Raw genomic sequence first — 21703 nt, forward strand, 5'->3', positions numbered from 1 at the left:
AACGAGAACATGCGTTCTTTGTCACAGTTAGTCGCGTCCGCTTCGACTGCCCGGGGTGGGGAAGATGCGAACGCGCAGCCGTGGTAATGCGCGGGCGAATCATCAGTAACAGCCCACGTTGTCGGCGTAGCGGTCTAGGGTTAACTCTGCCGCCACCGCATATGCAGGTACCGGGCGGCCGGGGTGGGACCCAGAGGAAGGTGGACGGTTGGACTGCGCTCAGGGGGAGCGTCTCGCGCAGCGGGGTGCGCGGGAGGAGGCGGCGTGATCGACTCCCCGGGGATCGCCTTCGGTGCCATCCTCAGTGCGGCCCCGATTGCGTACGTGCGGCGCTTGGTCGGTGAGCACGTGTGCGAGCTGCTGGAGCTCCTACAGGGTAGCAAACCGGACGATAACACTCTCCGCACTGTCGCCGTTTCTGCGGTATCTGTCGAGCGGCTCGTGGCTGATCCGGACGAACGCGCACAGTTGCTGCGCCTGCTGCCGACGGCCAAACAAGAGGAACTCGCTAGGCGGCTCGGGCATGCTGACAGGTCTTCAGCAGCTACATTACTGGCTCGACTGCCCTGGTCTGTGGAGCAGCGCCGGACGTTCTTAGGTTTCCTCGGACTGGTGGTCGATCGCGCACCGGAGGCCCCCGTCTCCGCCGTCCGGGGCGTGGAGCCTGCCTACAGTTTGTTCCCCTACCAGCGGACAGCAGCGGGCAAGGTGCGCCGCCTGCTGTACACCGGGGAGCGACGAACCGTGCTCCACCTTCCGACCGGGGGCGGCAAAACCCGCACCGCGATGAACCTGGTCTGTGATCACCTGCGGCAGAACGAACCCACTGTGGTGGTCTGGCTGGCGCGAGGCCGAGAGCTTCTCGAGCAGGCTGCACTAGAGTTCGTCCGAGCCTGGAGCATGCTCGGTGACCGGGAAGTCACCGTCGTGCGGATGTGGGGCGACGCACCGACCGAGCTCGACAACATCACCGACGGTGTGGTCATCCTCGGCCTCGACAAGGGCGGCTCCGCGGCCAAAGCCGACCCCACGTTCCTGGACCGTCTGGCCCTGCGGACGACCCTGACCGTCTTCGACGAGACGCATCAGGCGATCGCCCCCACCTATCGCAAGGTGCTCGATGCCCTGACGCTACGAAGCGACTCCAGCCTGCTGGGACTCACGGCGACACCCGGACGCACCTGGGCCGACATCGCCGAGGACGAGAGGCTCGCCGAGCTTTTCGCTCGCCAGAAGGTCACGCTGGAAATCGAGGGCTACGACAACCCGGTCACCGCTCTGATCGAGCAGGGCTACTTGGCGAGGCCGACCTTCCGTACTGTCGCCGCGCAGTCTGGTATGACGCTCAGCGCGCAGGACCGGCGGGACCTCGCGGCATCGTTCGATATCCCAGACGAGCTGATCGTCCGGCTGTCGACAAACGTGCAGTGGAACCTGCAAGTCGTCCGTACGGTCCTCGACTTGGCCGCGCAGCACCGCCGCGTTTTGCTGTTCGCGGCGTCCGTGGAGCACAGCCGCCTGATCACTGCGCTTCTGGGCATGCTCGGGATGGACGCGGACCAAGTGACGGCCGAATCCTCGACCCGGCATCGAGACCGGGTGATCAGCCGATTCAAAGGGGCAGGCCCTCGGCCCATGGTCCTGTCCAATTTCGGTGTGCTAACCACCGGCTTCGACGCGCCGGCTGCAAGCGCCGCAGTCATCGCTCGCCCCACCCGCTCCCTTGTGCTCTACAGCCAGATGGTGGGTCGGGTCATCCGTGGGCCGAAGGCGGGCGGAACCCCCACATGCGAAGTGGTCACTGTCGTGGACCCGGAGCTGCCGGGCTTCGGCGACGTGGCAGAGGCGTTCACCAACTGGGAAGACGTATGGAAGGCCCAATGACATCCAAGTACTCGATCGTCACCTCCGACCTGACAGTCAAAGCTCTGCAGGACAGCGGGTACAAGTCAACGGCGCATGCGATAGCCGAGCTGATCGACAACGGCATCGAGGCCGGCGCCGACCTTGTGGAGCTCTTCGTCGTCGAGGGGACGTACCGGCCTTCCGAGCGCGCTCGGCACCGCGTGGAGACGATCGCCGTCATCGACAACGGTCATGGGATGGACGGCGAGACACTCAGGCAGTCCCTGCGCTTCGGCGCAGGGACGAGGCAGCACCGCAGGGGGATAGGGCGCTTCGGGGTCGGTCTGCCGAACTCCAGCATTTCCCAGTGCGATCGCGTCGATGTGTGGTCTTGGACCAACGGGCCCGACAACGCGCTGCACACCCACCTTGACCTGGCTGAGCTGCGCGCGGGCCTCGAAGAGGTACCGGAGCCCAAGCATGAACCTGTCCCGGAGGAGTGGCATCGACTCTCGCACGCCCTCGGTCCCACGGGCACCCTGGTGCAGTGGACGCAGCTAGAGCGTGTGCAGTGGCGCGGCGCCGAGGCAACACTCGCCAACACCGAGAGCCTCATCGGCCGCATCTACCGGCGTCTGATCACCAAGGGCACGCGCATCCGACTCGTGCCCGTACGAGGATGGTTCCCGCTGGCCGGCGAACGCGACGCTCGCCCCAACGACCCGCTTTACCTGACAGCGCCTAGTTCTACGCCTTTCCCGTTCGACGCCAAGCCGATGTTCCGCCCCCATGGGGGTGGCAACAGCGGGGAGATCGGCGTCGAGCGGTTCATGGTCAAGGGGCATGACGGCGCCGACCACCCCGTACTTGTGCGCGCCTCCATCGCGGTGGACGCCGCCCGGCGACCCGACATCTCTGGCGAGGAATGGCCGCGGGAGGTCTCTCCCACGCTCAACCCCGGTGACACACCATGGGGCAAGCACGCCGCGAAGAACCTCGGGATCTCACTCATCCGGGCCGACCGCGAGCTGGATCTCGACACCGGCTGGACGAACTCCTACGACCCGGTAGAGCGTTGGTGGGGCGTCGAGATCGACTTCCCGCCCCAGCTTGACGAGGTGTTCGGCGTGACGAACAACAAGCAGGCCGCCACCATCTTCTCCAGCCTCTCCAGCTTCAACTGGAGAGATGAGGCGGCGGGTCTGTCGTTCGAAGAGTTCCGCGACCAGCTCCGCGAAGAGGGGGACAGCCGACTGTCCCTGATCGAGATCGTCTATTACATCCGCGAGAAGCTGCTGGGCAATCTGCGCACGAATCTGACCGACCAGACCCGCGGAACCCGGTCGAATCGGAAGCGGCATGAGGAGGTCGAAGCGAAGGCCGAGCACGTCCTGCGGCGGCGCAAGGAGGAGACTCAGCCCAGCTTGACCGACGTACTGGCTGACCAGGCGACCGTGGAGGAACGCCAGCAGCAACAGTTCGAAAGCCTGGTCAAGGTCCACAAGTACAGCCCGACCGATGCTGAGCGCATCATCGCGGAGACCACGGCCAACGACCGCCATATCCAGCTCCTCACCAGCCGCAACCCCGATTCGCCCGCGTTCTTCAACGTCGAGTTCATCCCCGGGATGCTGCAGGTCTCTCTCAACATGGACCACCCGGCCTATAGCGACCTCATCGCCGTACTCGACCAGGACCTCGATAGCGCCAGCAAGGAAGAACTCGCCGAGCGCCTCGTTACGGCTGCCAACGCGTTCAAGCTGCTGCTCCTTTCGTGGGCCCGCTACGAGGACGAGCAGCCCGACAAGCCGCGGGCACGGGCCAAGCAGATGCGTCAGGACTGGGGTCGCATCGCGCGGGAGTTCCTCTCCCCCGACGACGAGGACGACGAGTGAGGGACGATCACGTCTGGCAGCAGATCCAGCAACTGCTGCACACCGCGCACCAGCGCGTCGTCCTCATTACTCCCTTCATCAAGAAGGGAGTCTTCCAGGCCGCACTCGACGCCATCCCGGACAACGTCACCGACATCAACTGCGTGACCCGGTGGTCCGTCGCAGAGATTGTCGCTGGCGTCTCAGATCCCGAGATCGTCGACCTCGCTATCGCTGACGGGCGCGCGCAGGTGCGCCTGTGCCACAACCTGCACGCCAAGCTGTATGCGGCAGACACTCGCTGCCTCGTCGGTTCAGCCAACCTCACCGGAAGGGCAACCGGCCTCGTCCTCGAGCCCAACCTCGAAGTGCTCGTGGAAACAGAAACCACGCACCCGGAGGTACAGCGAGTCCTCGACGCCATCGATCACAGCTCCGTGCCAGCAACGCTGGACCTGGCCCGGCAACTGCGCGAACAGGCCGAGCTCATCCAGAGCGACGAGGAGACCCCCAGAATCATGATCCCTGGGCAGCAGACCCGGTCCGCCCGGTGGCTGCCCGAGACCCGCCGTCCGGAACGCCTGTACCGCGTGTATTGCGGGCGGCATCGCAACATCGGCAGGGACGTCCTCGCCGGCGTGCTCCGCGATCTCGCCGAGCTCGACATCGCACCCGGACTCCCCGAGGAGGAATTCGCAGCTGCCGTCCGCGTCCGCCTCCACGAACTGCCGGAGCTCCGCAAACTAAGCGATGCCGGCCGTCTGAACCTGGAGGAGGCAAGAGAAGAGCTCGTCGCCAGCGGCGCACGAACACTCGAGCAAGCCCAGAGAGCCGTTGAGACCATCGCCGAGTGGCTGCGGTACTTCGACGAGGTCCACTTCGTGCCTACCGGGCCATGGGAGATCAGGCAAGGGAAGCGGATCGTCTAGCTGCTCCCGAGATGATGCAGAGTCGACGGGGCCGCCTTCGCGGTGACGGCACTGCGTGCGCAGCTTCCGCTTCGTGCGTCCGCACGCGATATCTTGGGGCTGCCACGCACGTGCGGCAAACCTTGAAGCAGCCACTGCGACGACGGAAAAGGTAGAAGGCATGGCAGCGGTACGCGTGCCGTATCTGCTCGGCCATGCCGAGATCGCCGCCCTCTTCGACGTCAAGAAGCAAACCTCCCAGAAGTGGCGAACCGACGGAACGCTGCCCAACCCTGATTTGACGGCTTCCGGGAATCCATACTGGCTGCTGGCCACCGTGCTGCGACTCAGCGCAGCACGCGACCGTGTAACAGCCGAGCGCCTCACCGCCTACAAGCAGAGCATCCCGCAGGGCTACGACGTCACATCTCGCGACCAGCTGCCACCCATCGTCGGTATCAAAGAGACCGCTCTCGTCCTCAACCGAAACGAACAGACCATCGCACGGTGGCGCGGCAGAGAACAGATCACCCAGCCCGACCTTGTCCTGTCCGGATCCCCACTGTGGCTGCTCGACACCATCCTGGCCGACGCACGCACCCAGGGGCGCTCCATCGACGACCATCAGGTCCAGCAGATCCTGGCGGGTGAGCGTCCCGCCCAACAGCCGCGCGGCCGACGCACAGGTGACAAGGTGCCGCGCGCTACGCGCAAGCCGCTCCCACCGGCCAGAACGTTCACCTACAAGGAACGCAAGGAGGCCGTGGCGTTCCTTGACGCGCTCTTCTCCGAGGACCTCGCGGTAGTCATCCGGGCAGCCCGCAGAGAGCGGTGAACCACTTACCGACTGCGGTGCGTCCCGTCGGTGTCCGTCAACACTCAGTGTCGCCACTGGGCCTCCTCCCCACGCGCCGATGAGAGAAACACTTGATGAATCGATACTACATCCATAAAGTCTCTCACGTCGTGACCGCACCACACATGGGAGCTAAGGCATGTCCACCACGCGCAACGGCGCGCCCGCCGCCAGTCAGAAGAGCCGGCGGCTGACGTGAAGGTCGTCTCGTACGGGGGCGGCGTCCAGTCGACCGCCCTGCTCGTCCTTGCCGCGCAGAAACGTCTCCCCTACCGCACGTTCCTCTTCGCCAACGTCGGGGACGACAGCGAACACCCAGCGACCCTTGCCTACCTGCGCAATGTCGCCATCCCCTTCGCGGCGCAGAACGGACTAGACCTCCAAGAACTGGTTCGACGGAGACGCGATGGCTCCACCTGGACGCTCATGCAGCAGCTGAAGCGTCCAGAGAGCCGATCCATCCCCATTCCCGTGCGGATGTCTAACGGCGCCCCTGGACGACGCTCCTGCACCGCCGAGTTCAAGATCAAAGTGATCGGCAGATGGCTGCGTGAGCAGGGCGCCACCGCCTGCAATCCAGCCACAGTCGGCATTGGGATCTCCCTCGACGAGATCCATCGAGCCAACCGGCGCAGGGCGGAACCGCATGAACGCGTCGCGTACCCCCTGCTGGACCGGGGCCTACGCCGGACTGACTGCGAAGCGCTCATCGCGGATGCCGGGTTGCCCGTGCCTCCCAAGAGCGCATGTTTCTTCTGCCCGTTCAGAACGGTCGAAGGGTGGCATCAGCTACGGCGCGACGAACCCGAACTCTTCTCACAGGCAGTCGAGTTGGAAGACACAATCAACCAGCGACGCAAGGCACTTGGGCGCGATCCTGTGTATCTCACGCGCTATGGCCAGCCACTCGCCACGGCGATTCCCGCGAGCGCAGGGGAGGACCAGCTTGAGGATGAGTCGGAAGGCACTTGCGACTCCGGCTGGTGCATGACCTGACCCACTCCGGCAGCGCTGCCAAACGTGACATTGCGCGTACGCGCATCGCATCCGCCAAGCCTTTGGCGCGGCGCCAACGGCCGCTATCCGCCCCAAGAGGAGGTGTTCTCCGGTCTTGCCTGCCCGTCTTCTGTGCTGCTCACTTGGCCCAGGTGATCAGACTCAGGTGTCGGCCGAAGATCCGGGCGTCGGCGTGCATGGTTGATCAACGACGCGTTCAGTTGGAGCGAGCCGGCACAGGCTATGCACCATACGCACCCGCCCATGCGTGCCCCCATGTCCGAATGAGTGCGAACGAGATAGCCGCAGGCCACGCAAGGGATGCCAGGTCTCCTCCCATGTTCAGCATTGCTCAGTACCCGGGATAGCCCAGCGATCGCCGAGTAAGTCTTACCCCCTCCTATCGATGAGTGCAGCAGAAATTGGGCCCCTTGGCCAGCAGGAGGTTGGGCTCTGGCAGCGTCGAGATGATGGCGCTCCCGCTGGAGGCAGTTACTCGAAGACGGGTTGTTGTCTGATGGCCGACGCGCGGCGTCTGCACGGTCCCATGCCCTGCCCCACGCTTCGAGCGCAGAACCACGCGCTCCGCACACCCGGGCGAAAGTGATGACAAAGTCCCGGCTTGGTATGACCTGGCCGTTAAGGACACGACTGATCGTTGCAGCGGGTAGTCGACCGAATCCTCCTGCCTCTTCGTTCAACTGCCGATACGGTCGCCGCCCGTCCTTCGCATGAACATCCACCAAAGCAACGCGAAGCTCCGTGAAGTTGCCAACAATGTCTACATGTACAGCACGGAGCTTGGCTCGTTCCTCATTAGGATGCGTTTCATACCGCGCCCTCTTCCAGAGGCGCTCGGCCTCTGCCAAGTCTGCATCACAGGCTTCGGCGAACGCCCGCACCACTACCAGCCTCGGAACGTACCTTCCCGATGCGGCGCGGGCCAGGGTGTCCTCACTGTAGGGGGTGAGTTCCGCAAGGCGCGCGTAGCTCAGTCCCGCGCTCTCGCGCCGGGCACGCAGCCACGACGCGAGAGCGGCCAAGGACTTACTGCATGCGCCGATGGGTTTCTCCCGGCGCCCCACGCTTACGCCTGCCCAAGCTCCGTTGATACGTGTCGGAGGTCCACGACTCGTAGCCGCCGGACCAGTCGTGCGCCAAGTGCGCAGGATCCGCCCAAGAGAGCAGATTCCCCAGGTGACGGCATTCCCGCCACTGCGAGGACCGTCGCCGCAACGACGATGACGATCACCAACAGCGCCTCAGCGGGGGCAAGGGGCTTGACATCGGGTTCGATGCAGGCGGCGCCTCGAAATTGCTGACTCATCGCTGATCCTTCCGGGCTTTGGGCTCCAACTGCCATACGTGGAACGGCGGTTGCCGACGCAGTTCCAACGCTGCACTCATGTTGACACCCCACCACGGTCAGGCCCAAGCCCGATCCGCGTCTCCTGCGGCCGTTTCCGCACCCTTGTTTAAGTCTGGTCCGGAGCCCCAGGCTTTTCTCAGCTCGTCCGTTTCTGCAGGTAGTGCGTTCACCGCCTCCAGATTCCCGCATCCGTGTTTCTGTTCAGGGTTGACCAGGCACGATGGCATCGTGCACCTTGGGACGAGAGGCTCCGGGATCAGTGGATGCGCTGGTTCTGGCCCCGGGCGCTGTGGGCTCCAGCCAAGGTTCCGGGAATTGAGAGCAGGTCGCGTTGCCGCGAGGGCCCGTTCTCAACCTGCGCCGCATGCAGGGGCACTGTCACCTGTGTGCGGCGCCTTGGGTCATCTGCCGGGTCCTCCCGTTGCCCCCTACGTAGCCCTGACAAGCACCGCCCCTCGGCAGTTGTCCGAGAGGGAACTGACCAATGTGGTCGCGCTGCAGAGCGCTCAACCTTGGTCGGATACGGGTGCGAGGTTGCCGATTGAGTTTTCATGACGCCAACAGCAGGGGGAGGCCCGGTTGACCGACCTGAAGTTGTTCTGTCTCGGCGACGAGGGACGCAATGTCGAGATGACTGGATCCACGGCGCCCCTGGAGCGCGAACTGCAGCGCCGGATCGAGGCGCGCATGGAGGCGATGCTGGGCATCCGGCTCCTGGCATCGGAGTACCCGACGGCGCCGTGGCACCGCGGGCGGGTTGATTCACTGGGGCTGGATGAGAACGGTATGCCGGTGGTCATCGAGTATAAGAAGGGCGTCGCGACCGGGTCTTCTCTGAACTAGAGCTTCGTGGCCTGAGACGGTCCTTCCACGGTAGCCCTAGGACGACGGACCCGACGTCGCCGAGGCAGCCGGCGCCGACAGAGAGATCACACCGTGGGCGACTGCAAGCAGATGGAGCGCGGCCTGCAACACCAGCGCGACAACGGGGCGCGGTGGACAGTCGATCAGACCATGACACACGTCGTTGCGCACGTTGAGACCGCGCTCCCCATCGGTGAACGCCAGAGCAAACGAGTAACGCCGGTCCTCGTCGAAGCCAATCTTCTCCATGTTGGAGATCAGCGTGCCCAGCTGGACGACGCCGCCGTTGGTAGCGCCCTGCGCGACGGTGAGCATCGGCACGCCGCGGCCCCGCATGATCTCCCGCGCCAAGGCCTCCACGCGCGGCACCGCAAGGTGCACCGAGGCGTCGTCGTCTTCGCCTGTACTGTAGAACTTGAACGCCCGGGCCAGCATCTTCGTCCGGGATACGGTGCCGAGCTCGGCGCAGTCCAGCACCGCCACGAGGTCCTCGACGCTGGGCGCGAAGCGCTCCCATACCCGGTCCAGTTGCACCTCGAACGCGAGGCCAGCACGCAGAATGGCGATCTTGCGGTAGATGGCCTTGGTGTTCTCCAGCCCATCGGTGCTGGCCGGGGCCGTGGGCACCGGCCCCCCAGGGTTGACACTCCCGCGCGGGATGACGGTGGTCAGCGGTGCGTTCGGCATCACGGCCCTCGCAGCCCGCTCGGCCTCGGCGTCGGTGCCTGCCGGTGCGGGCATGGCGCCGATCCGCCATAGCGCCTCGGCCAGGGTGCGGGCCTGGTCGACTTCGACCAGCGCCGTATCCCGCTCGGCAGGCGTCAGCTGCAGCGGCATCCTGGAGACAGCTATCCCCAGGTTCTGCACCTTCATGGCCTGCATCTTCTTCCGAGCCTGTTCGGCCAGGTCGGTCAGCCCCGCCTGCTGGGCCTTCGTCGCCGCGTCGTTGAACAGCAACAGGCTGGGCATGCCGGTCCTCTTCTTCTCCGCAGTATCAATCATCGCGGCAACGATCCGCCGGTCGACCGCCTTGCGGCCCACGTCGTCGACGCCAAGTCGGCGCAGCAGCCCCAGGAACGCGTGGTGCAGGACGATGTCGTTCTCGCTGGCCGTCACGGCCCGCTCGATCAGGGCGCTGACCGTGGCGGAGTCCGCGTTCGCCGCGATCAGCACATCCAGCAGCCGATGGAGCAGCCCCAGCGCCGGGGGTGCGGTGTCCAGCATGTCCTCGACCATCGTGACGATGTCCGTGACGACCGGCCCGATCAGGTCCTTTTGGTTCATTCCCCGCGCTAGGCCGAGCGCGTGAACCAGCGATTCGGCCGCCCGGGCCCGGGTGCTTATGGTGTCCGCGGCCTGGAACGTCGGGACCGCGTCGCGATAGGCGGTGATCGCCGCCCGGGCATGAACGTGCGGCCGGTTGGCCTTGGCCGCGGTGAGCAGGTGATGCAGGTGGGCGCGCACCACCGGGCTGGCGGCGGCGTCCGCATACGCAGCCCACACCGGCAGCGCGTCAGGGCCGACCTGGTCGATAGTGCGGGGCCACGGAGACGAGAGGGCCCCGGCGTACTCGCCGGAGAACGTTCCATCGGCCAGCAGCCGGAAACCGATCGCCGCACGCACCGCGTCCAGGTGCACGGTGTCGTAGGTGGTGGGGTCGAGTTCGCTGACCTCGTGGATCAGCCGTTCGACCACGTCGGAGATGGCACTGAAGTCCTGGGTCGCGCGGTCCAACGCGCCGAGGATCACCGGGTCTGTGTTCGTCATAATCTCTCCCTCGAAGGCCTGTTGACCGAGTGTGAGGCTGTCGGTCGGGGTCCCGCCCGGATTTTCCATTTCGATACCGAGCCCAGGCTTCCGCCCCGCGCGGGTACGCGTAGTCGTTGGCGTTCGTGGACACGCCTTCTAGGGTCCGTCTTCAAACGGATCTTGCCCAGAGCAGGAACGATGCGATTGTGACCGCTGCTTCGTAGGAGGTGGCTGTCTTCTCGTATCGGGTGGCGATACCGCGGAAGCCTTTGAGTCGGTTGAAGCAGCGTTCGACGATGTTGCGTTGGCGGCAAGCCTCTCGGTCAAAGCGTGGTGGCCGCCCGCCGCGGTGCCCGCGGTTGTGGCGATGCCGTCGTTGGTCGGCCTTCTCAGGGATCGTGTGCGCGATTCCGCGACTTCGCAGGTAGGTACGAAATCCGAGGGGGCTGTAGGCCTCGTCTGCGATGACGTGGTCGGGACGGCAGCGTGGCCGACCCAGGCCAGTGCGTGGCACCCGGATGCGTTCGAGGAGCGGGCGTGCGCAAATGCTGTCATGCCGTTGGCCGGGAGTCAGCAGCACGGCGAGAGGGCAGCCTTTGCCGTCGCAGGCGAGGTAGTTTTTGGTGGTCAGTCCGCCTCGGGATCGGCCGAGGGCGTGATCGTCCGGTTCGTCCGGCCGGTACCGCCCCCTTTTCGGCCGGTCGCTGCAGCGTGCTGATGAGCACGGACGATGGTGGAGTCGATCTGGACCAGCCAGTCGATCTCACCGGCAGCCTCCGCGCGAGCCTGGATCTCCTGCAGAGCGCGGGTGAACACTCCGTCGAGGGCGTAGCGGCGGAAGCGGGTGTACACGGTCTTCTTCCACGGTCCGTAGCGTTCCGGCAGGTCACGCCAGGAGATCCCCGTCCGGATCTTGTACACCATCCCGTTGACGACCCGCCGGTCCTCCGCCCGCGGCCTTCCCGTCGCAGCCCGCGGTATCAGCGGAGCAAGTAACTCCCACTCATGGTCGGTGAGTTCATGGCGACGTATCACCCCACCGTCATCCACCACTCGATGATCTTTGAAGACGGATCCTAGTTTGGCCCTGACAACCGGGGCGTGGATCCCAATGGTTGGCACGGGGAGGTCGACCGTGGGGTCCGCCGATCGATCTGGGCGAGCTTGTCGTTGGCACCGGTCAGGCTGTCCACAGTCCTTCGACCTCGCCAAGCCAGCCTTCGCGCTCGGCCTCGGCGATGCGGGCAACGAGATTGTCGCGGATCCCCTCCAACCGGCCGCGCTGGGCCGGGTCCGGCCAGAGGAGCGAGCAACGCACACAAACGTGGTCATGAACACAGGGGCTTGAAAAGGCGCGTGCGCAAGTGTGGAGGCGCAGGCCAAGCTTCATTACATCGCCTGTCGACGGATGGTGAACGTCATCTGCGTCCAGTTCCGTCCCCTGCTCAGCACGTGGTCGTGGTGTACCTGAAGCTGGACCCGGACTCCGTCGACTTGGCGGAGGGCTTCACCCGGGACATGCGATGTGTCGGGCATCACGGCACTGGCGATCTGCAAGTGCGGATCAGTTCGGCCGCTGATCTGGAGAAGGCAACTCCCTTGAATCAGCGAGCGCTCGAGGTGGTCTGAGCAAACGAATCAGGGCGGCTGGTGCACCGGTTACGTCGGTGCACCAGCCGCCCTGGTGTCTTTGGATCTTCCCGGCCATGGTCTTGGTCTCATGCCTCGGGTCCCGCCAGCACGAAGTCGTCCTGGGTCAGCTCCCTGCGCAGCCTTCCGTCCGCGACGTCGGCGTAGTGCGGCGACAGTTCAACGCCGACGAAGTTGCGTCGCTCGCGCAGGGCGGCGACGCCGGTGGAGCCGCTGCCGGTGAACGGGTCGAGTACAGTGCCGCCTTCGGGGCAGATTCGCACGAGTTGCTGCATGACTTCGACGGGCTTTTGGGTGATGTGGACCCGGCCCTTGCGGGGCTGGGAGGCGATAAAGTGGCCGGGTAGGTAGAGGTCACGGTCCTTGTTCAGGGTGCCCTTGACACCCCAGAGGATGAACTCGGAGGACTGCTTGAAGCCGCCCTTGCGGGGGCGGGAGGCGGGCTTGATCCAGGGGATGGTGCCGGTCCAGGTCCAGCCTGCCATCTGCAACGCGTCGCTGGTGGTGGGTTCCTGTCGCCAGTCGGTGAAGACCATGGCGACGGAGTGCTCGGTGGCGGCCCGGTATGCCTCGGTGAGCAGTTCGGTCAACCAGGACCGGTAGCTCCTCTGGTCGCGGTTCTCGCCAGGGAAGTTGGCCAGGTCGTGGGCTGCGTCGCCGGAGGTGTACTTCGCGCGGGCGGTGCGGCTGGTGCGCTCGGAGCTGGTGCGTCCGCCGCTGTTGTACGGCGGGTCGGTGATGACAGCGTCGATGCACTCGTCGGGCAGGGCCTTCAGCACGGTCAGGGCGTCGCCTCGGTGCAGGGTGTAGCTCATCGATCGGGGCCTCTCGGGGATACGGGTTACGGCCATGCTTCGAGCGCCGTCGCAGGGGGACTTGTGTTCGGAGCGAGGAGTGCGCCGGAGGTTAGCGGCGATTTCCGGCCGCACCTAACGCCTCGCTCCTTCGCCGGTGGTTCGTTCGAGGGTCGTTTGGTGCGGCCGGAAATCCGTTCTACTGTCTCGCCCTGTCATCGCGACGGAGCCCGCTCCCCCCGTGCTGACCTGTGCTGATGCATGCTTCGGCGTCCAGCCGCGCAACCGCATCGGCTCTCTTGTGCCCACCCTTACGTCCGTACGAGGAGGCTTCCGCGTGCACAGGCTGAGATTACGAGGGCGGCTGGCTGCCGCCGACTGATTCGCGTCCGGGGTTCCGGAGCTACCAACTCCGTTGCCGGGCCAGCCCCTGGGCTGATTCACACCGGCGCGGTGCCGACGGCTTTCCACGAGGAGTCGGCACCGCGCCTCCTACGACCAGCAAGGAGACGCTGCGATGCAGCATGCCCTCATACATCCGCCGCCTGATCCAACGCCGCCGGCAGCTTCGGCTGCACGCACCGGCGTGGGGCAACGGTGATGAAGAAGACCGCAGCCGCGGCGGCCGTCGGGCTCGTCGCAGCCGGTCCGCTGTTGTTGGCCCTGCCCATCGTGGTGGCCGCAGCGGCGAGCGCGCAAGCCGCCTCCTGCTCAACTGGCGGTCCACAGTCTGTGGATGCTGCAGCCATCGCCGCCGATGTGGAGGCCATCGTGAACGGCGGCGCCAAGACATCGGTGTCGGTTCCGGGACTGGGTGATCCGGCCGAGCAGGTGCCGAACGCCAAGTCGATCGTGGCTACCGGGATCGCCATGCACATCCCGGCCCGCGGGCAGATCGTGGCGTTGGCGACCGCGTTGCAGGAGAGTAGCCTGCGTAACCTGAACTACGGCGACCGTGACAGCCTCGGCCTGTTCCAACAGCGGCCGTCCGCAGGGTGGGGCACGCCTGAGCAGATCATGGATCCGGTGCACGCCAGCACCGAGTTCTACGCGGCGCTGGAGAAGGTGTCCGGCTGGCAGTCGATGACTGTCACTCAGGCCGCGCAGGCGGTGCAGCGGTCTGCTTTCCCGGATGCCTACGCGAAGTGGGAGGCGCTGGCCACCGCCCTGCAGAAGGCGCTCGAACCGCTACTGGCCAACTCCGGCGACCCGAAGTCCTCCCCGTCACCGAGTAGTTCGCCTTCGAGCGGTTCCTCGGCGAGCGGCAGCGGTGGCTGTCCGGCCAGCGACGGCCGCGGTTTCGGTCCAATTCCCGCCGGGGCGGTGCCGTCGGGGTACACGATTCCGGCGGACTCTCCGCCGCAGGTGCGTACCGCCATCCGGTGGGCGCTCGGACAGCTTGGCACCTCCTATCAGTGGGGTGGTAGCTGCACGGATCCGCACGGGTCTGACCCGATGGGCCGCTGTGACTGCTCCTCGCTTATGCAGATGTCCTACCAGGCGGCTGGGGTCTCGTTGCCGCGTACTACCTACGAGCAGGTCAAGGTCGGCCAGTCGGTGTCTGTGGATGCCCTGAAGCCAGGTGACTTGCTGTTCACGCGTGGTTCGGCGGAGGCGCCCGAGCACGTCGGGATGTACATCGGTGACCAGCTCGTCATCAACGCCCCGCACACCGGTGACGTGGTGCGCATCGCCACGCTCGCCGACTGGAAGCCGCAGATCCTCGCGGCCCGACGCGTCGTCTGACTGGCGCTTCCCTCTCCCCTACCTCTCTCCACGCGCTCCCGCGCACCCATTTTCGAACTGGAGTTCACAGTGATACTCGCCGACAAGGCCATCCAGCTTGCCTACGATCCCGGCATCAGTCCCAACAGCGGCGGCCTGCCCGGCTTGCCGGTCTTGAAGCAGGTGATCGGCTCGATCAACCTGTTCGGCATCATCGCCGTGGTCGGCGCGCTCGCCGTCAGCGCGGGTGTGTGGGCCTGGGGCCACCACTCCGGCGGCCACCAGGCGGAGGCGAACGGCAAGAAGGGCGTGCTGGTCTCCGCCGGTGCAGCCCTATTGCTGGGCGCGGCGAACGGTGTGGTGGCGTTCTTCAGCACGCTGGGGACGCAGGTCCACTGATGTCCGCCCGTAGCGATGACTATTCCGGCCGCGCACCGCGCGTGCTCCGCCGGGCGCTGATCGGAACCGCCGTCTTGGCGGTACTTATCGCCCTGGCCGGCCTGTTCGCCTACGCCACCCGCGACAGCAGGCGTCCCGCCAAGGTCCCTGTTTCCAGGTCGAGTTCGGTGTCTACTGCTCCTTCCACGCCGTCTTCGTCGGCCTCCGCGTCTGCCGGGCGAAGCACGCTGCCCAAGCCTCCGGCGACGCACGATCCGATCGTCTTGGGCAAGGCGGCGGCCACCGCCTTGTGGACGTACGACACCCGCGCATACTCCCAACCCCAGTTGCTGTCCGCTCTGCACGCCTGGATGACGAGCGAGAGCAACTACGCCGATGTCGCGTCGGTCAACCAGCAGGTCCCCACGACACAGCTGTGGGAGCAGATGGCCCAAGACCGCCAGTACGCCACCGCCACCGTCAACGAGGCACACTTCCCGGCCTCGTTCACCCACGCCCTGCAGGCGGACCCAGGGGCGATCACCCAGGCGTACATCTACGCCGTCACCGTCACCGGCAAGCAGTCCATCGCGTGGAACGGCGCACCCCACGGCGGGGCCGAAGACCGATCTACCACCCTCGCCGTCCAGTGCCGCCCCGGCAAGGACTGTGCCCTGGTCGGGGTCCTGCCCGCCGTCGCCCCCTGAACCACGCCGACACCGAAAGAGAGGAGGTACCTGCCATGGGAGTCTGCGACATCCCCTTGATGGACAAGGTCTGCGACGTGGTTGATGGCATCAACTTCGTCAGCGACCCGGGCAAGAGCATCACCGACGGCATCGGCGCGTGGATCGCCAAGTCCATGGGCGAACTGGCCACCAGTGCCGCCAACCTTGCTGCCAAGGCCGTCGACAAGACGACAGCCATCGACCTGAACGCCTCATGGTTCAGGCACAACTACGACCTGATCTTGCCGATCGGTCTCGCGTTGCTCGTCGGCACGTTCTGCCTGCAGTTGATGCTCGCTGCCTGGCGACGGGACGAGCGAGCCCTCGCCCAGGCCGCCTGGGGCACCATGACCGGCGTCCTGTTCTCCTTCTGTGCCGTGTCCTTCACCGCAGTTGCCGTTACCGCCGTGGACGCCTTGTCCGACGGGCTGTTCAAGGCGGCCAACCTGAGCATCGCGGACGCGGTGCGGCGCATCATCAAGGTCTCCGAACTGGGGGCGATGTTCCAGCTCGGCTGGGCGATCCCCGCCCTGGTCGCCGTTGGCTGCGCGATCGGCGCCTTCTTGTACTGGTGCGTCATGGTCGCCCGTAAGGTCGGCGTGCTGATCCTCGTCACGCTCGCCATCTTCGCCGGGGCTGGTGGCGGTTGGGATGCGGCCAGGCGTTGGCGGCGCGGCTGGATCGAGGCCACCGGCACGCTGGTGGTGTCCAAGCTGCTGATGACGGTGGTCTTCCTGATCGGCGTCAGTGCGATTGGCAACTCGGATGCCAAGGACGGCATGAGTGCCCTGTCGGACGCCATGGCGGGCATCGTGGTGATGGTCCTGGTGCTGTTGTGCCCGTACGCCACCTACCGGTTCATCCACTGGGCCACCGACGGCGGCGGCCACGACGAGGTCCACCGCTCCGGCGTCGCGGGCTTGGCGGTTGCCGCAGGCGCGGCGAAGACCGCGGGCAGCCTGGCACTGCAGATGCGCACCGGCGCTCCGGCCCCGCAGGGTCCGAACCAGGTTCCGGGCATGGGTCCCGGCGGCGTCGCCTCCGGCATCGACCCCACTGGTCGGATCAGTAAGGAAGGCATCGATGCTGGGCCGCCCCGGCAGCCGACCACGTACCGGTACGGCGAGGACCCGAACGCCTCCGGTGACAAGGGCCGCGCTCTGATCCAACGTCCTGGTATCCCGCCGCTGATCACCCGATCTGGCGCGGCAGGCGGAAGCAGCGCCTCCGAGCCTGGCGAGCCTGTGGCCAGCGACGGCTCGGCCCAGCAACCAGTCTCCTTGGGCAGCCCGTCGAGTGGGCTTCCGACCAGCTTCGTCCCCGCCGCCCCCTCGGGTCCGGAACCCGCTGGAGCCCCGGGTCCCAGGACGATCCCCCCGATCGGCAACGATCTGTCCGCTCGCCGAGCAGATCCGGCACCCGGCAGTAACGGCCCGTCGGCAACAGGCTCGCCGACCCCGGCCTGCTGGGACTTCCCGAACCAGCCGCCGAGTTCCGAAGCCTGATCCATCCGCGGGGCGGGCTGGCCCACTCGGCACAGCCTGCCCCGCCTCCCCCTCGTTCCTTCACCGAAGCAGGAGATCCCTCGATGGCTTCCAGAAGAGCGCTCCTCCTCCAGCTGCCCGATGTTCCGCGCTCGTACCACCTGGATTCCCGATGTCTGACACCCCGGCCAGCACCCCGGCCGCCGTAACGTTTCCGCACCGCTCTCGCCGTGGCATCCTGCTCGGCCTGACCGCCGCCCAGCTGATCGTCCTCGCTGTCTCCGGCCTGCTGCTGCTCGCTGTGATCCTCACGCGTGGCGTGGTCGGCGCTCTGCAGCTGCTGCCTGCCTGGGCCGTCATCGCCTTGTTCGTCTTCGTCCGCCACCGGGGCCGCTCCCTGGCGGACTGGGCACCGATCGTCTCCCGCTACGCGCTCCGCCGCATGCGCGGACAGCTGATCTGGCTCGTGCGGCCGTCGCGCCGCCCTGTACGCGAGGGCCTGTTGAACCTCCCCGGTACAGCCGCCAGCCTGCGTGTCATCACCTCTCCTGACCGCCGATACGGGGCAGTTCATGCCCCCCATTCGGGCACGCTCACCGCGGTGGTGAAGGTTTCCTCCCGCGCCTACGCCCTGCTGGACCCGGCCACCCAGAACGCCAACGTGGCCGGTTGGGGCCGCACCCTGGCCGCCTTGGCCCGCACCAACCAGGTCGCTCGCATCCAGGTGATCGAGCGCACCGTCCCCGATTCCGGTGACGCGCTGCGCCGCTACTGGGATGAACATGGCCAGCCCGACGCGCCACTCGCAGGCACCATCTACACCGAGCTGATCAAGAACGCCGGTCCTGCCGCCGCCCCGCACGAGGCATATGTGGCGGTCGCACTGGACATGAAGGCCGCCCGCCGGTTGATCAACCAGGCCGGTGGCGGACTGACAGGCGCCTTCTGCGTCCTCTTGCAGCTGACGGCGACGTTCGACCAGGCCGCCCGCACTGCGGGGCTCAACCCGAGCGGCTGGTTGTCCGCTATGGAGATCGCGGCGGTCGTACGCAGCGCGTACGACCCCAAGGCTCTCCCGGCGCTGGACCGTTGGTCCTCCACGGGGCGGCCCGAGGCGGATCCGGCTGCTGCTGGTCCGGTTGTGGTTGTGGAGAAGGCGGACTGCATCGCTACTGATTCGGCGTTCCACACCACGTACTGGGTGGAGAACTGGCCCCGTACCGAGACCAGCGCTGGGTTCTTGCACCAGTTGCTGTTCACCGCCGGTGTCCGTCGCACCCTGACTCTGTCCTACGAGCCGAAGGGCCTGGATGCCGCGTTGCGCGATGTCCAGCGCAAGAAGGCATCCGTCATCGCGGACGCGGCCGAACGCGTCCGCCGAGGCCAGGTCGATTCCGAAGCGGACAGCATCGAGTACCAGGACATCAAGGCCCGTGAGCGGCAGCTGATCGCCGGACACGCCGATGTCGCCTTGACCGGGCTGCTGACCGTCTCGGCCGACAGCGAGGAGGAACTGCGCTCCGCGTGCGCGGTCGTGGAGACCGCGGCTGTCGCTGCTCAGCTCGACGTTCGCCCGCTGACCTGGCAGCAGGCCGAAGCCTTCACCGCCGCCGCCATGCCGCTCGCCCTCGCTGCCTGACGCTGGTCCGCCTCTCCGCTGAAAGAGCACCACCCCATGTCCCGCACTCCCACCCCTGACGCGCAGGACTTCGTTCCGTACGCGACCGCGGCGATCGACTTTCACCGGGCACTGAACGTCCCCGGCGGCGCCCTGGTCGCCAGCCGCACCGAGTTGGAATCCCTGCACGCCCACCTGATCGCCCTGCACGGCCTCCTGGACGCCCACGTGTCACGCACGACGCCGCTGATGCAGACCGAGGGCGACCACCTCAAGGCCGCGCGGACCCGGATCTGGCAGGCCGCCGACCATCTGCACGCCGCCTACCACGCGGCCCCCAGGCCGGACACCGGCGAGGTGCCGACCCGGGAGGCGTACTCAGCTCGCCTGCCCGAGGGCGCCCCGGAGCTGACGATCTGCCAGCGCCACCAGCGTGCCGCCCGCACCGTGCGGCGCCAGTCCACCCCGGCAGAGCTGTACGCCCCCTTCACCGGCCTCATCCGCCACTGACCACACGAGAGCACTGTCATGCCGAAAACCCGCGCCAGCGCCAGCCCCCTGTACATCCCCCGCAAGTCTTCCCGTACCCAACAGTGCGCCGCGCGAGCGGAGTTCGCCGCCGCGCGTCGCCAAGCCCGCCACGCTGCAACGGCCCGCAAGCAGCACGCCGTCCAAGGTGTCGACCCGGAGCTGCGGGCGACCTACCCCGCATCCGGGCGCCCTGGGCCGGCGTCAGCCCGGGGAGGCAAGCTCCGGCTGCCAGCGCACCGGATGACCACCGCCACGGCCAGCGGCGCGTACCCCTTCCTCGCCGAAGGCGGCCTGGGTGCGGAAGGAATCTTCATCGGGCGCGACGTACATGCCGAGGCAGCGTTTTGCTACGACCCCTTCAGCCTGTACAACAGCGGCCGACTCGACGGATTCACCAACCCCAACGCGGTGTTGGCCGGAATCATCGGCATGGGCAAGTCCGCCCTGGCCAAGAGCATCGCGACCCGAGCAATCGCCCACGGCTACCGCATCTACGTCCCCTGCGACCCCAAAGGCGAATGGACCGACCTCGCTCAGGCCCTCGGCGGCTACACCATCGCCCTCGGCCCCGGCCTGCCAGGACGGTTGAACCCGCTCGACGCCCCGGCCCGACCGGCCGGTGTGAACGAATGTGACTGGGCCAGCGAGGTCCGCAAGCGCCGCTTGCTGCTCCTCAGCAGCCTGGCCCGCACCGTACTCAAGCGCGACTTGCGGCCGATGGAACACACCGCGCTCGACCTCGCCCTCGACCTGGTCGTCGCCAACGCCCAGACACGCGACACGGTGCCACTGCTCGGCGAAATCGCCCACACCCTCGGCAACACCCAGCTTCTGGATTCCGCGCTCGGCGAGGGAACTGGGCGGATGGGTCCGGCCGCGCAGGACCTCGCTCACGCCTTGCGGCGCTTGGTCCACGGCGACCTCAGCGCAATGTTCGACGCCCCGTCGACCGTGAAGTTCGACGCGAACGCACCGATGCTGTCGATCGACCTGTCCCGGCTCGGCAGCGCTGGTGACGACACCGCCCTCGTACTGGCTATGACCTGCGCCAGTGCCTGGATGGAATCCGCCCTCGCCGACCCCTATGGCGGACGGCGCTGGGTGATCTATGACGAGGCGTGGCGAGTGATGCGCCACATCGGCCTGCTGGAGCGCATGCAGGCCCAGTGGAAGCTCTCCCGCGGTCTTGGCATCGCCAACCTCATGATCGTCCACCGCCTGTCCGACCTGCTCTCCGCAGGCGACGCCGGATCACGCGGACGCGTCCTGGCCGAGGGACTCCTCGCCGACTGCTCCACCCGAATCATCTACCGCCAAGAGCCGGACCAACTCGCCACCGCCGCCTCCCTACTCGGCCTGACCGGTGTCGAGACCCAAGCCGTCTCGGCCCTCATCAAGGGCCGAGGGCTATGGAAGGTCGCTGGTCGCAGCTTCATCGTCCAGCACCTCCTTCACCCGGCTGAGCGGCAACTGTTCGACACCGACGCGCGCATGGCCGCCTGAATCAACCAGCGGAACCGCGACGCAGTTGTCCTCGAAGACCGACACAGGAACACCGCCATGGAACCTGCCGACCTGACCTTTGGCCGTCATCCCCAGTACGGCATCGTCGCCCGCAACACCCGCGATTTGCCCGCCGGTCAGTGGATACTCGACCGTCTCGACTTTCGCCCCGTCCCCGGCCATCCCCACCTGTACGCGCTGGCCAACCACTACCGCGACGGCCGGGCACACACCGCCCAAGCCATCGCCATGCTACGCAAGGCTGGCTTCGCCGTGGACGCCGATGTCGAGTTCGAGCCGATCGAACTCGCCGCGCACGGACAGCAGTTCGTGCACCACGAACCGGTCACGCCCGATGTGGCGTTCGCTGAGCACCCGCGGCTCGGCGTGATCGCCGCCATCGACGACCGCGCCCGCGTCGGCGGCGAGCTACTCGAACAGCACGGATGGCAACACAACGCCGAGTTGGACATCTACACGCTGCCGAATAACACAGGCCACCCGCAAGCACTCGATCGCGTTGCGGCAGCCACCCTCGCCGCACAACGCGCCGACCTGCTGGTGGCTGTGCACCCCGAGCTGGCCCAGGCCGTAACCCACCATCGCGCCGGCCAGTCCGCGATCCTCCGCGCCAGTACGCAGCACGCCCCCATCCAACGGTTTCCAGACGGCGATGCCGCAGTCGCCCGCAGTCCCGCGGTGGCCGCCCTGCCCGGCACACCGACAACCCCCGCACCGGCCGCCGACTCTCCGGCACACCCAATCGATCCCAGTAGCCACATCTCCCGCTCTCGCTGAGCCCCAACCCACCAGATGGAGCCATACCGATGT

At 66.7% G+C, this 21703-nt stretch carries 19 protein-coding genes and 1 pseudogene; 15 read left to right on the forward strand and 5 right to left on the reverse strand.

All coding sequences use genetic code 11. The features are described from left to right. Window positions 1-264: 264 nt before the first annotated feature. From P2L57_RS00835 to P2L57_RS00855, 5 genes are all read left to right on the forward strand, one after another. Window positions 265-1884, forward strand: a complete 1620-nt coding sequence (locus tag P2L57_RS00835) for a DEAD/DEAH box helicase (protein ID WP_275806514.1) — start codon at window positions 265-267, stop codon at window positions 1882-1884. Then, window positions 1881-3740, forward strand: a complete 1860-nt coding sequence (locus P2L57_RS00840) for an ATP-binding protein (protein WP_275806516.1) — start codon at window positions 1881-1883, stop codon at window positions 3738-3740. Before P2L57_RS00835 ends, P2L57_RS00840 begins: the two co-directional genes overlap by 4 nt. Further along, window positions 3737-4648, forward strand: coding sequence for a phospholipase D-like domain-containing protein (locus P2L57_RS00845; RefSeq protein WP_275806517.1), 912 nt, complete (start codon window positions 3737-3739; stop codon window positions 4646-4648). Before P2L57_RS00840 ends, P2L57_RS00845 begins: the two co-directional genes overlap by 4 nt. Before the next feature lie 160 nt (window positions 4649-4808). Further along, the gene (locus P2L57_RS00850) at window positions 4809-5462 is read left to right on the forward strand and encodes a hypothetical protein (RefSeq protein ID WP_275806519.1); all 654 of its coding nucleotides are present in this window, start codon (window positions 4809-4811) and stop codon (window positions 5460-5462) included. A gap of 216 nt (window positions 5463-5678) precedes the next feature. Further along, on the forward strand, window positions 5679-6479 hold the full coding sequence (locus P2L57_RS00855; protein WP_275806521.1) for an adenine nucleotide alpha hydrolase family protein: 801 nt from the start codon (window positions 5679-5681) through the stop codon (window positions 6477-6479). 83 nt (window positions 6480-6562) lie between these two features. Here P2L57_RS00855 and P2L57_RS40500 read toward each other — a convergent pair whose 3' ends face one another. Beyond that, a complete protein-coding gene (locus tag P2L57_RS40500; protein ID WP_372515563.1) occupies window positions 6563-7564 on the reverse strand; it encodes a helix-turn-helix domain-containing protein in 1002 nt (333 codons plus the stop codon). 914 nt (window positions 7565-8478) lie between these two features. On the opposite strand from P2L57_RS40500, the pseudogene P2L57_RS00860 reads away from it, so the two are divergent. Further along, window positions 8479-8676, forward strand: a pseudogene (locus P2L57_RS00860) (DUF5655 domain-containing protein); the annotation flags it as partial. A 51-nt stretch (window positions 8677-8727) separates the two neighbouring features. Here P2L57_RS00860 and P2L57_RS00865 read toward each other — a convergent pair. The 3 genes from P2L57_RS00865 to P2L57_RS00875 all read right to left on the reverse strand — a co-directional run bounded on the left by P2L57_RS00865 (window position 8728) and on the right by P2L57_RS00875 (window position 11779). Continuing rightward, complete coding sequence (locus tag P2L57_RS00865; RefSeq protein WP_275806523.1) at window positions 8728-10479, reverse strand: hypothetical protein; 1752 nt, start codon at window positions 10477-10479, stop codon at window positions 8728-8730. Between the two features lie 151 nt (window positions 10480-10630). Continuing rightward, a protein-coding gene (locus P2L57_RS00870) for an IS5 family transposase (RefSeq protein WP_372515581.1) occupies window positions 10631-11493 on the reverse strand; the annotation gives its coding sequence in 2 pieces (ribosomal slippage) (window positions 10631-11124 and window positions 11124-11493; 864 coding nt in all). Window positions 11494-11641: 148 nt separating this feature from the next. Further along, window positions 11642-11779 carry a hypothetical protein gene (locus tag P2L57_RS00875; RefSeq protein WP_275806525.1) on the reverse strand — a complete coding sequence of 46 codons (138 nt, stop codon included), beginning with the start codon at window positions 11777-11779 and terminating at the stop codon, window positions 11642-11644. Between the two features lie 140 nt (window positions 11780-11919). Here P2L57_RS00875 and P2L57_RS00880 point away from each other — a divergent pair, with 140 nt between their 5' ends. Continuing rightward, window positions 11920-12090 carry a hypothetical protein gene (locus P2L57_RS00880; RefSeq protein ID WP_372515564.1) on the forward strand — a complete coding sequence of 57 codons (171 nt, stop codon included), beginning with the start codon at window positions 11920-11922 and terminating at the stop codon, window positions 12088-12090. Window positions 12091-12179: 89 nt separating this feature from the next. Here the strand turns inward: P2L57_RS00880 and P2L57_RS00885 are convergent, their stop codons facing one another. Then, window positions 12180-12926 carry a DNA-methyltransferase gene (locus tag P2L57_RS00885; RefSeq protein ID WP_275806527.1) on the reverse strand — a complete coding sequence of 249 codons (747 nt, stop codon included), beginning with the start codon at window positions 12924-12926 and terminating at the stop codon, window positions 12180-12182. Window positions 12927-13505: 579 nt separating this feature from the next. On the opposite strand from P2L57_RS00885, the gene P2L57_RS00890 reads away from it, so the two are divergent. The 8 genes from P2L57_RS00890 to P2L57_RS00925 all read left to right on the forward strand — a co-directional run bounded on the left by P2L57_RS00890 (window position 13506) and on the right by P2L57_RS00925 (window position 21670). Continuing rightward, complete coding sequence (locus P2L57_RS00890) at window positions 13506-14651, forward strand: C40 family peptidase (protein WP_275806529.1); 1146 nt, start codon at window positions 13506-13508, stop codon at window positions 14649-14651. Between the two features lie 69 nt (window positions 14652-14720). Continuing rightward, on the forward strand, window positions 14721-15029 hold the full coding sequence (locus tag P2L57_RS00895; RefSeq protein ID WP_275806532.1) for a DUF6112 family protein: 309 nt from the start codon (window positions 14721-14723) through the stop codon (window positions 15027-15029). Window positions 15030-15292: 263 nt separating this feature from the next. Beyond that, the gene (locus P2L57_RS40505) at window positions 15293-15715 is read left to right on the forward strand and encodes a hypothetical protein (RefSeq protein WP_372515565.1); all 423 of its coding nucleotides are present in this window, start codon (window positions 15293-15295) and stop codon (window positions 15713-15715) included. Window positions 15716-15750: 35 nt separating this feature from the next. After that, entirely contained in the window at window positions 15751-17241 is a 1491-nt protein-coding gene (locus P2L57_RS00905) for an SCO6881 family protein (RefSeq protein WP_275806538.1), read from the forward strand. Window positions 17242-17392: 151 nt separating this feature from the next. Then, complete coding sequence (locus P2L57_RS00910) at window positions 17393-18859, forward strand: SCO6880 family protein (RefSeq protein WP_275806541.1); 1467 nt, start codon at window positions 17393-17395, stop codon at window positions 18857-18859. Window positions 18860-18895: 36 nt separating this feature from the next. Continuing rightward, on the forward strand, window positions 18896-19348 hold the full coding sequence (locus P2L57_RS00915) for a DUF6238 family protein (RefSeq protein WP_275806544.1): 453 nt from the start codon (window positions 18896-18898) through the stop codon (window positions 19346-19348). Between the two features lie 18 nt (window positions 19349-19366). Beyond that, window positions 19367-20872 carry a putative type IV secretion/conjugal transfer ATPase gene (locus P2L57_RS00920; RefSeq protein WP_275806547.1) on the forward strand — a complete coding sequence of 502 codons (1506 nt, stop codon included), beginning with the start codon at window positions 19367-19369 and terminating at the stop codon, window positions 20870-20872. A gap of 57 nt (window positions 20873-20929) precedes the next feature. After that, window positions 20930-21670: a hypothetical protein gene (locus tag P2L57_RS00925; RefSeq protein WP_275806550.1), complete on the forward strand. Its 741-nt coding sequence runs from the start codon at window positions 20930-20932 to the stop codon at window positions 21668-21670. The last annotated feature ends 33 nt before the right edge of the window (window positions 21671-21703 follow it).

The organism is Streptantibioticus ferralitis (assembly GCF_029223525.1).
Classification (GTDB): Bacteria; Actinomycetota; Actinomycetes; order Streptomycetales; family Streptomycetaceae; genus Streptantibioticus_A; species Streptantibioticus_A ferralitis.

Excerpts from the sequence above, each read along its gene's own strand:
- P2L57_RS00840 (WP_275806516.1), top strand. The coding sequence starts at position 1,881 with ATGACATCCAAGTACTCGATCGTCACCTCCGACCTGACAGTCAAAGCT.
- P2L57_RS00850 (WP_275806519.1), top strand. The coding sequence starts at position 4,809 with ATGGCAGCGGTACGCGTGCCGTATCTGCTCGGCCATGCCGAGATCGCC.
- P2L57_RS00865 (WP_275806523.1), bottom strand. The coding sequence starts at position 10,479 with ATGACGAACACAGACCCGGTGATCCTCGGCGCGTTGGACCGCGCGACC.
- P2L57_RS00885 (WP_275806527.1), bottom strand. The coding sequence starts at position 12,926 with ATGAGCTACACCCTGCACCGAGGCGACGCCCTGACCGTGCTGAAGGCC.
- P2L57_RS00890 (WP_275806529.1), top strand. The coding sequence starts at position 13,506 with ATGAAGAAGACCGCAGCCGCGGCGGCCGTCGGGCTCGTCGCAGCCGGT.
- P2L57_RS00905 (WP_275806538.1), top strand. The coding sequence starts at position 15,751 with ATGGGAGTCTGCGACATCCCCTTGATGGACAAGGTCTGCGACGTGGTT.
- P2L57_RS00910 (WP_275806541.1), top strand. The coding sequence starts at position 17,393 with ATGTCTGACACCCCGGCCAGCACCCCGGCCGCCGTAACGTTTCCGCAC.
- P2L57_RS00915 (WP_275806544.1), top strand. The coding sequence starts at position 18,896 with ATGTCCCGCACTCCCACCCCTGACGCGCAGGACTTCGTTCCGTACGCG.
- P2L57_RS00920 (WP_275806547.1), top strand. The coding sequence starts at position 19,367 with ATGCCGAAAACCCGCGCCAGCGCCAGCCCCCTGTACATCCCCCGCAAG.
- P2L57_RS00925 (WP_275806550.1), top strand. The coding sequence starts at position 20,930 with ATGGAACCTGCCGACCTGACCTTTGGCCGTCATCCCCAGTACGGCATC.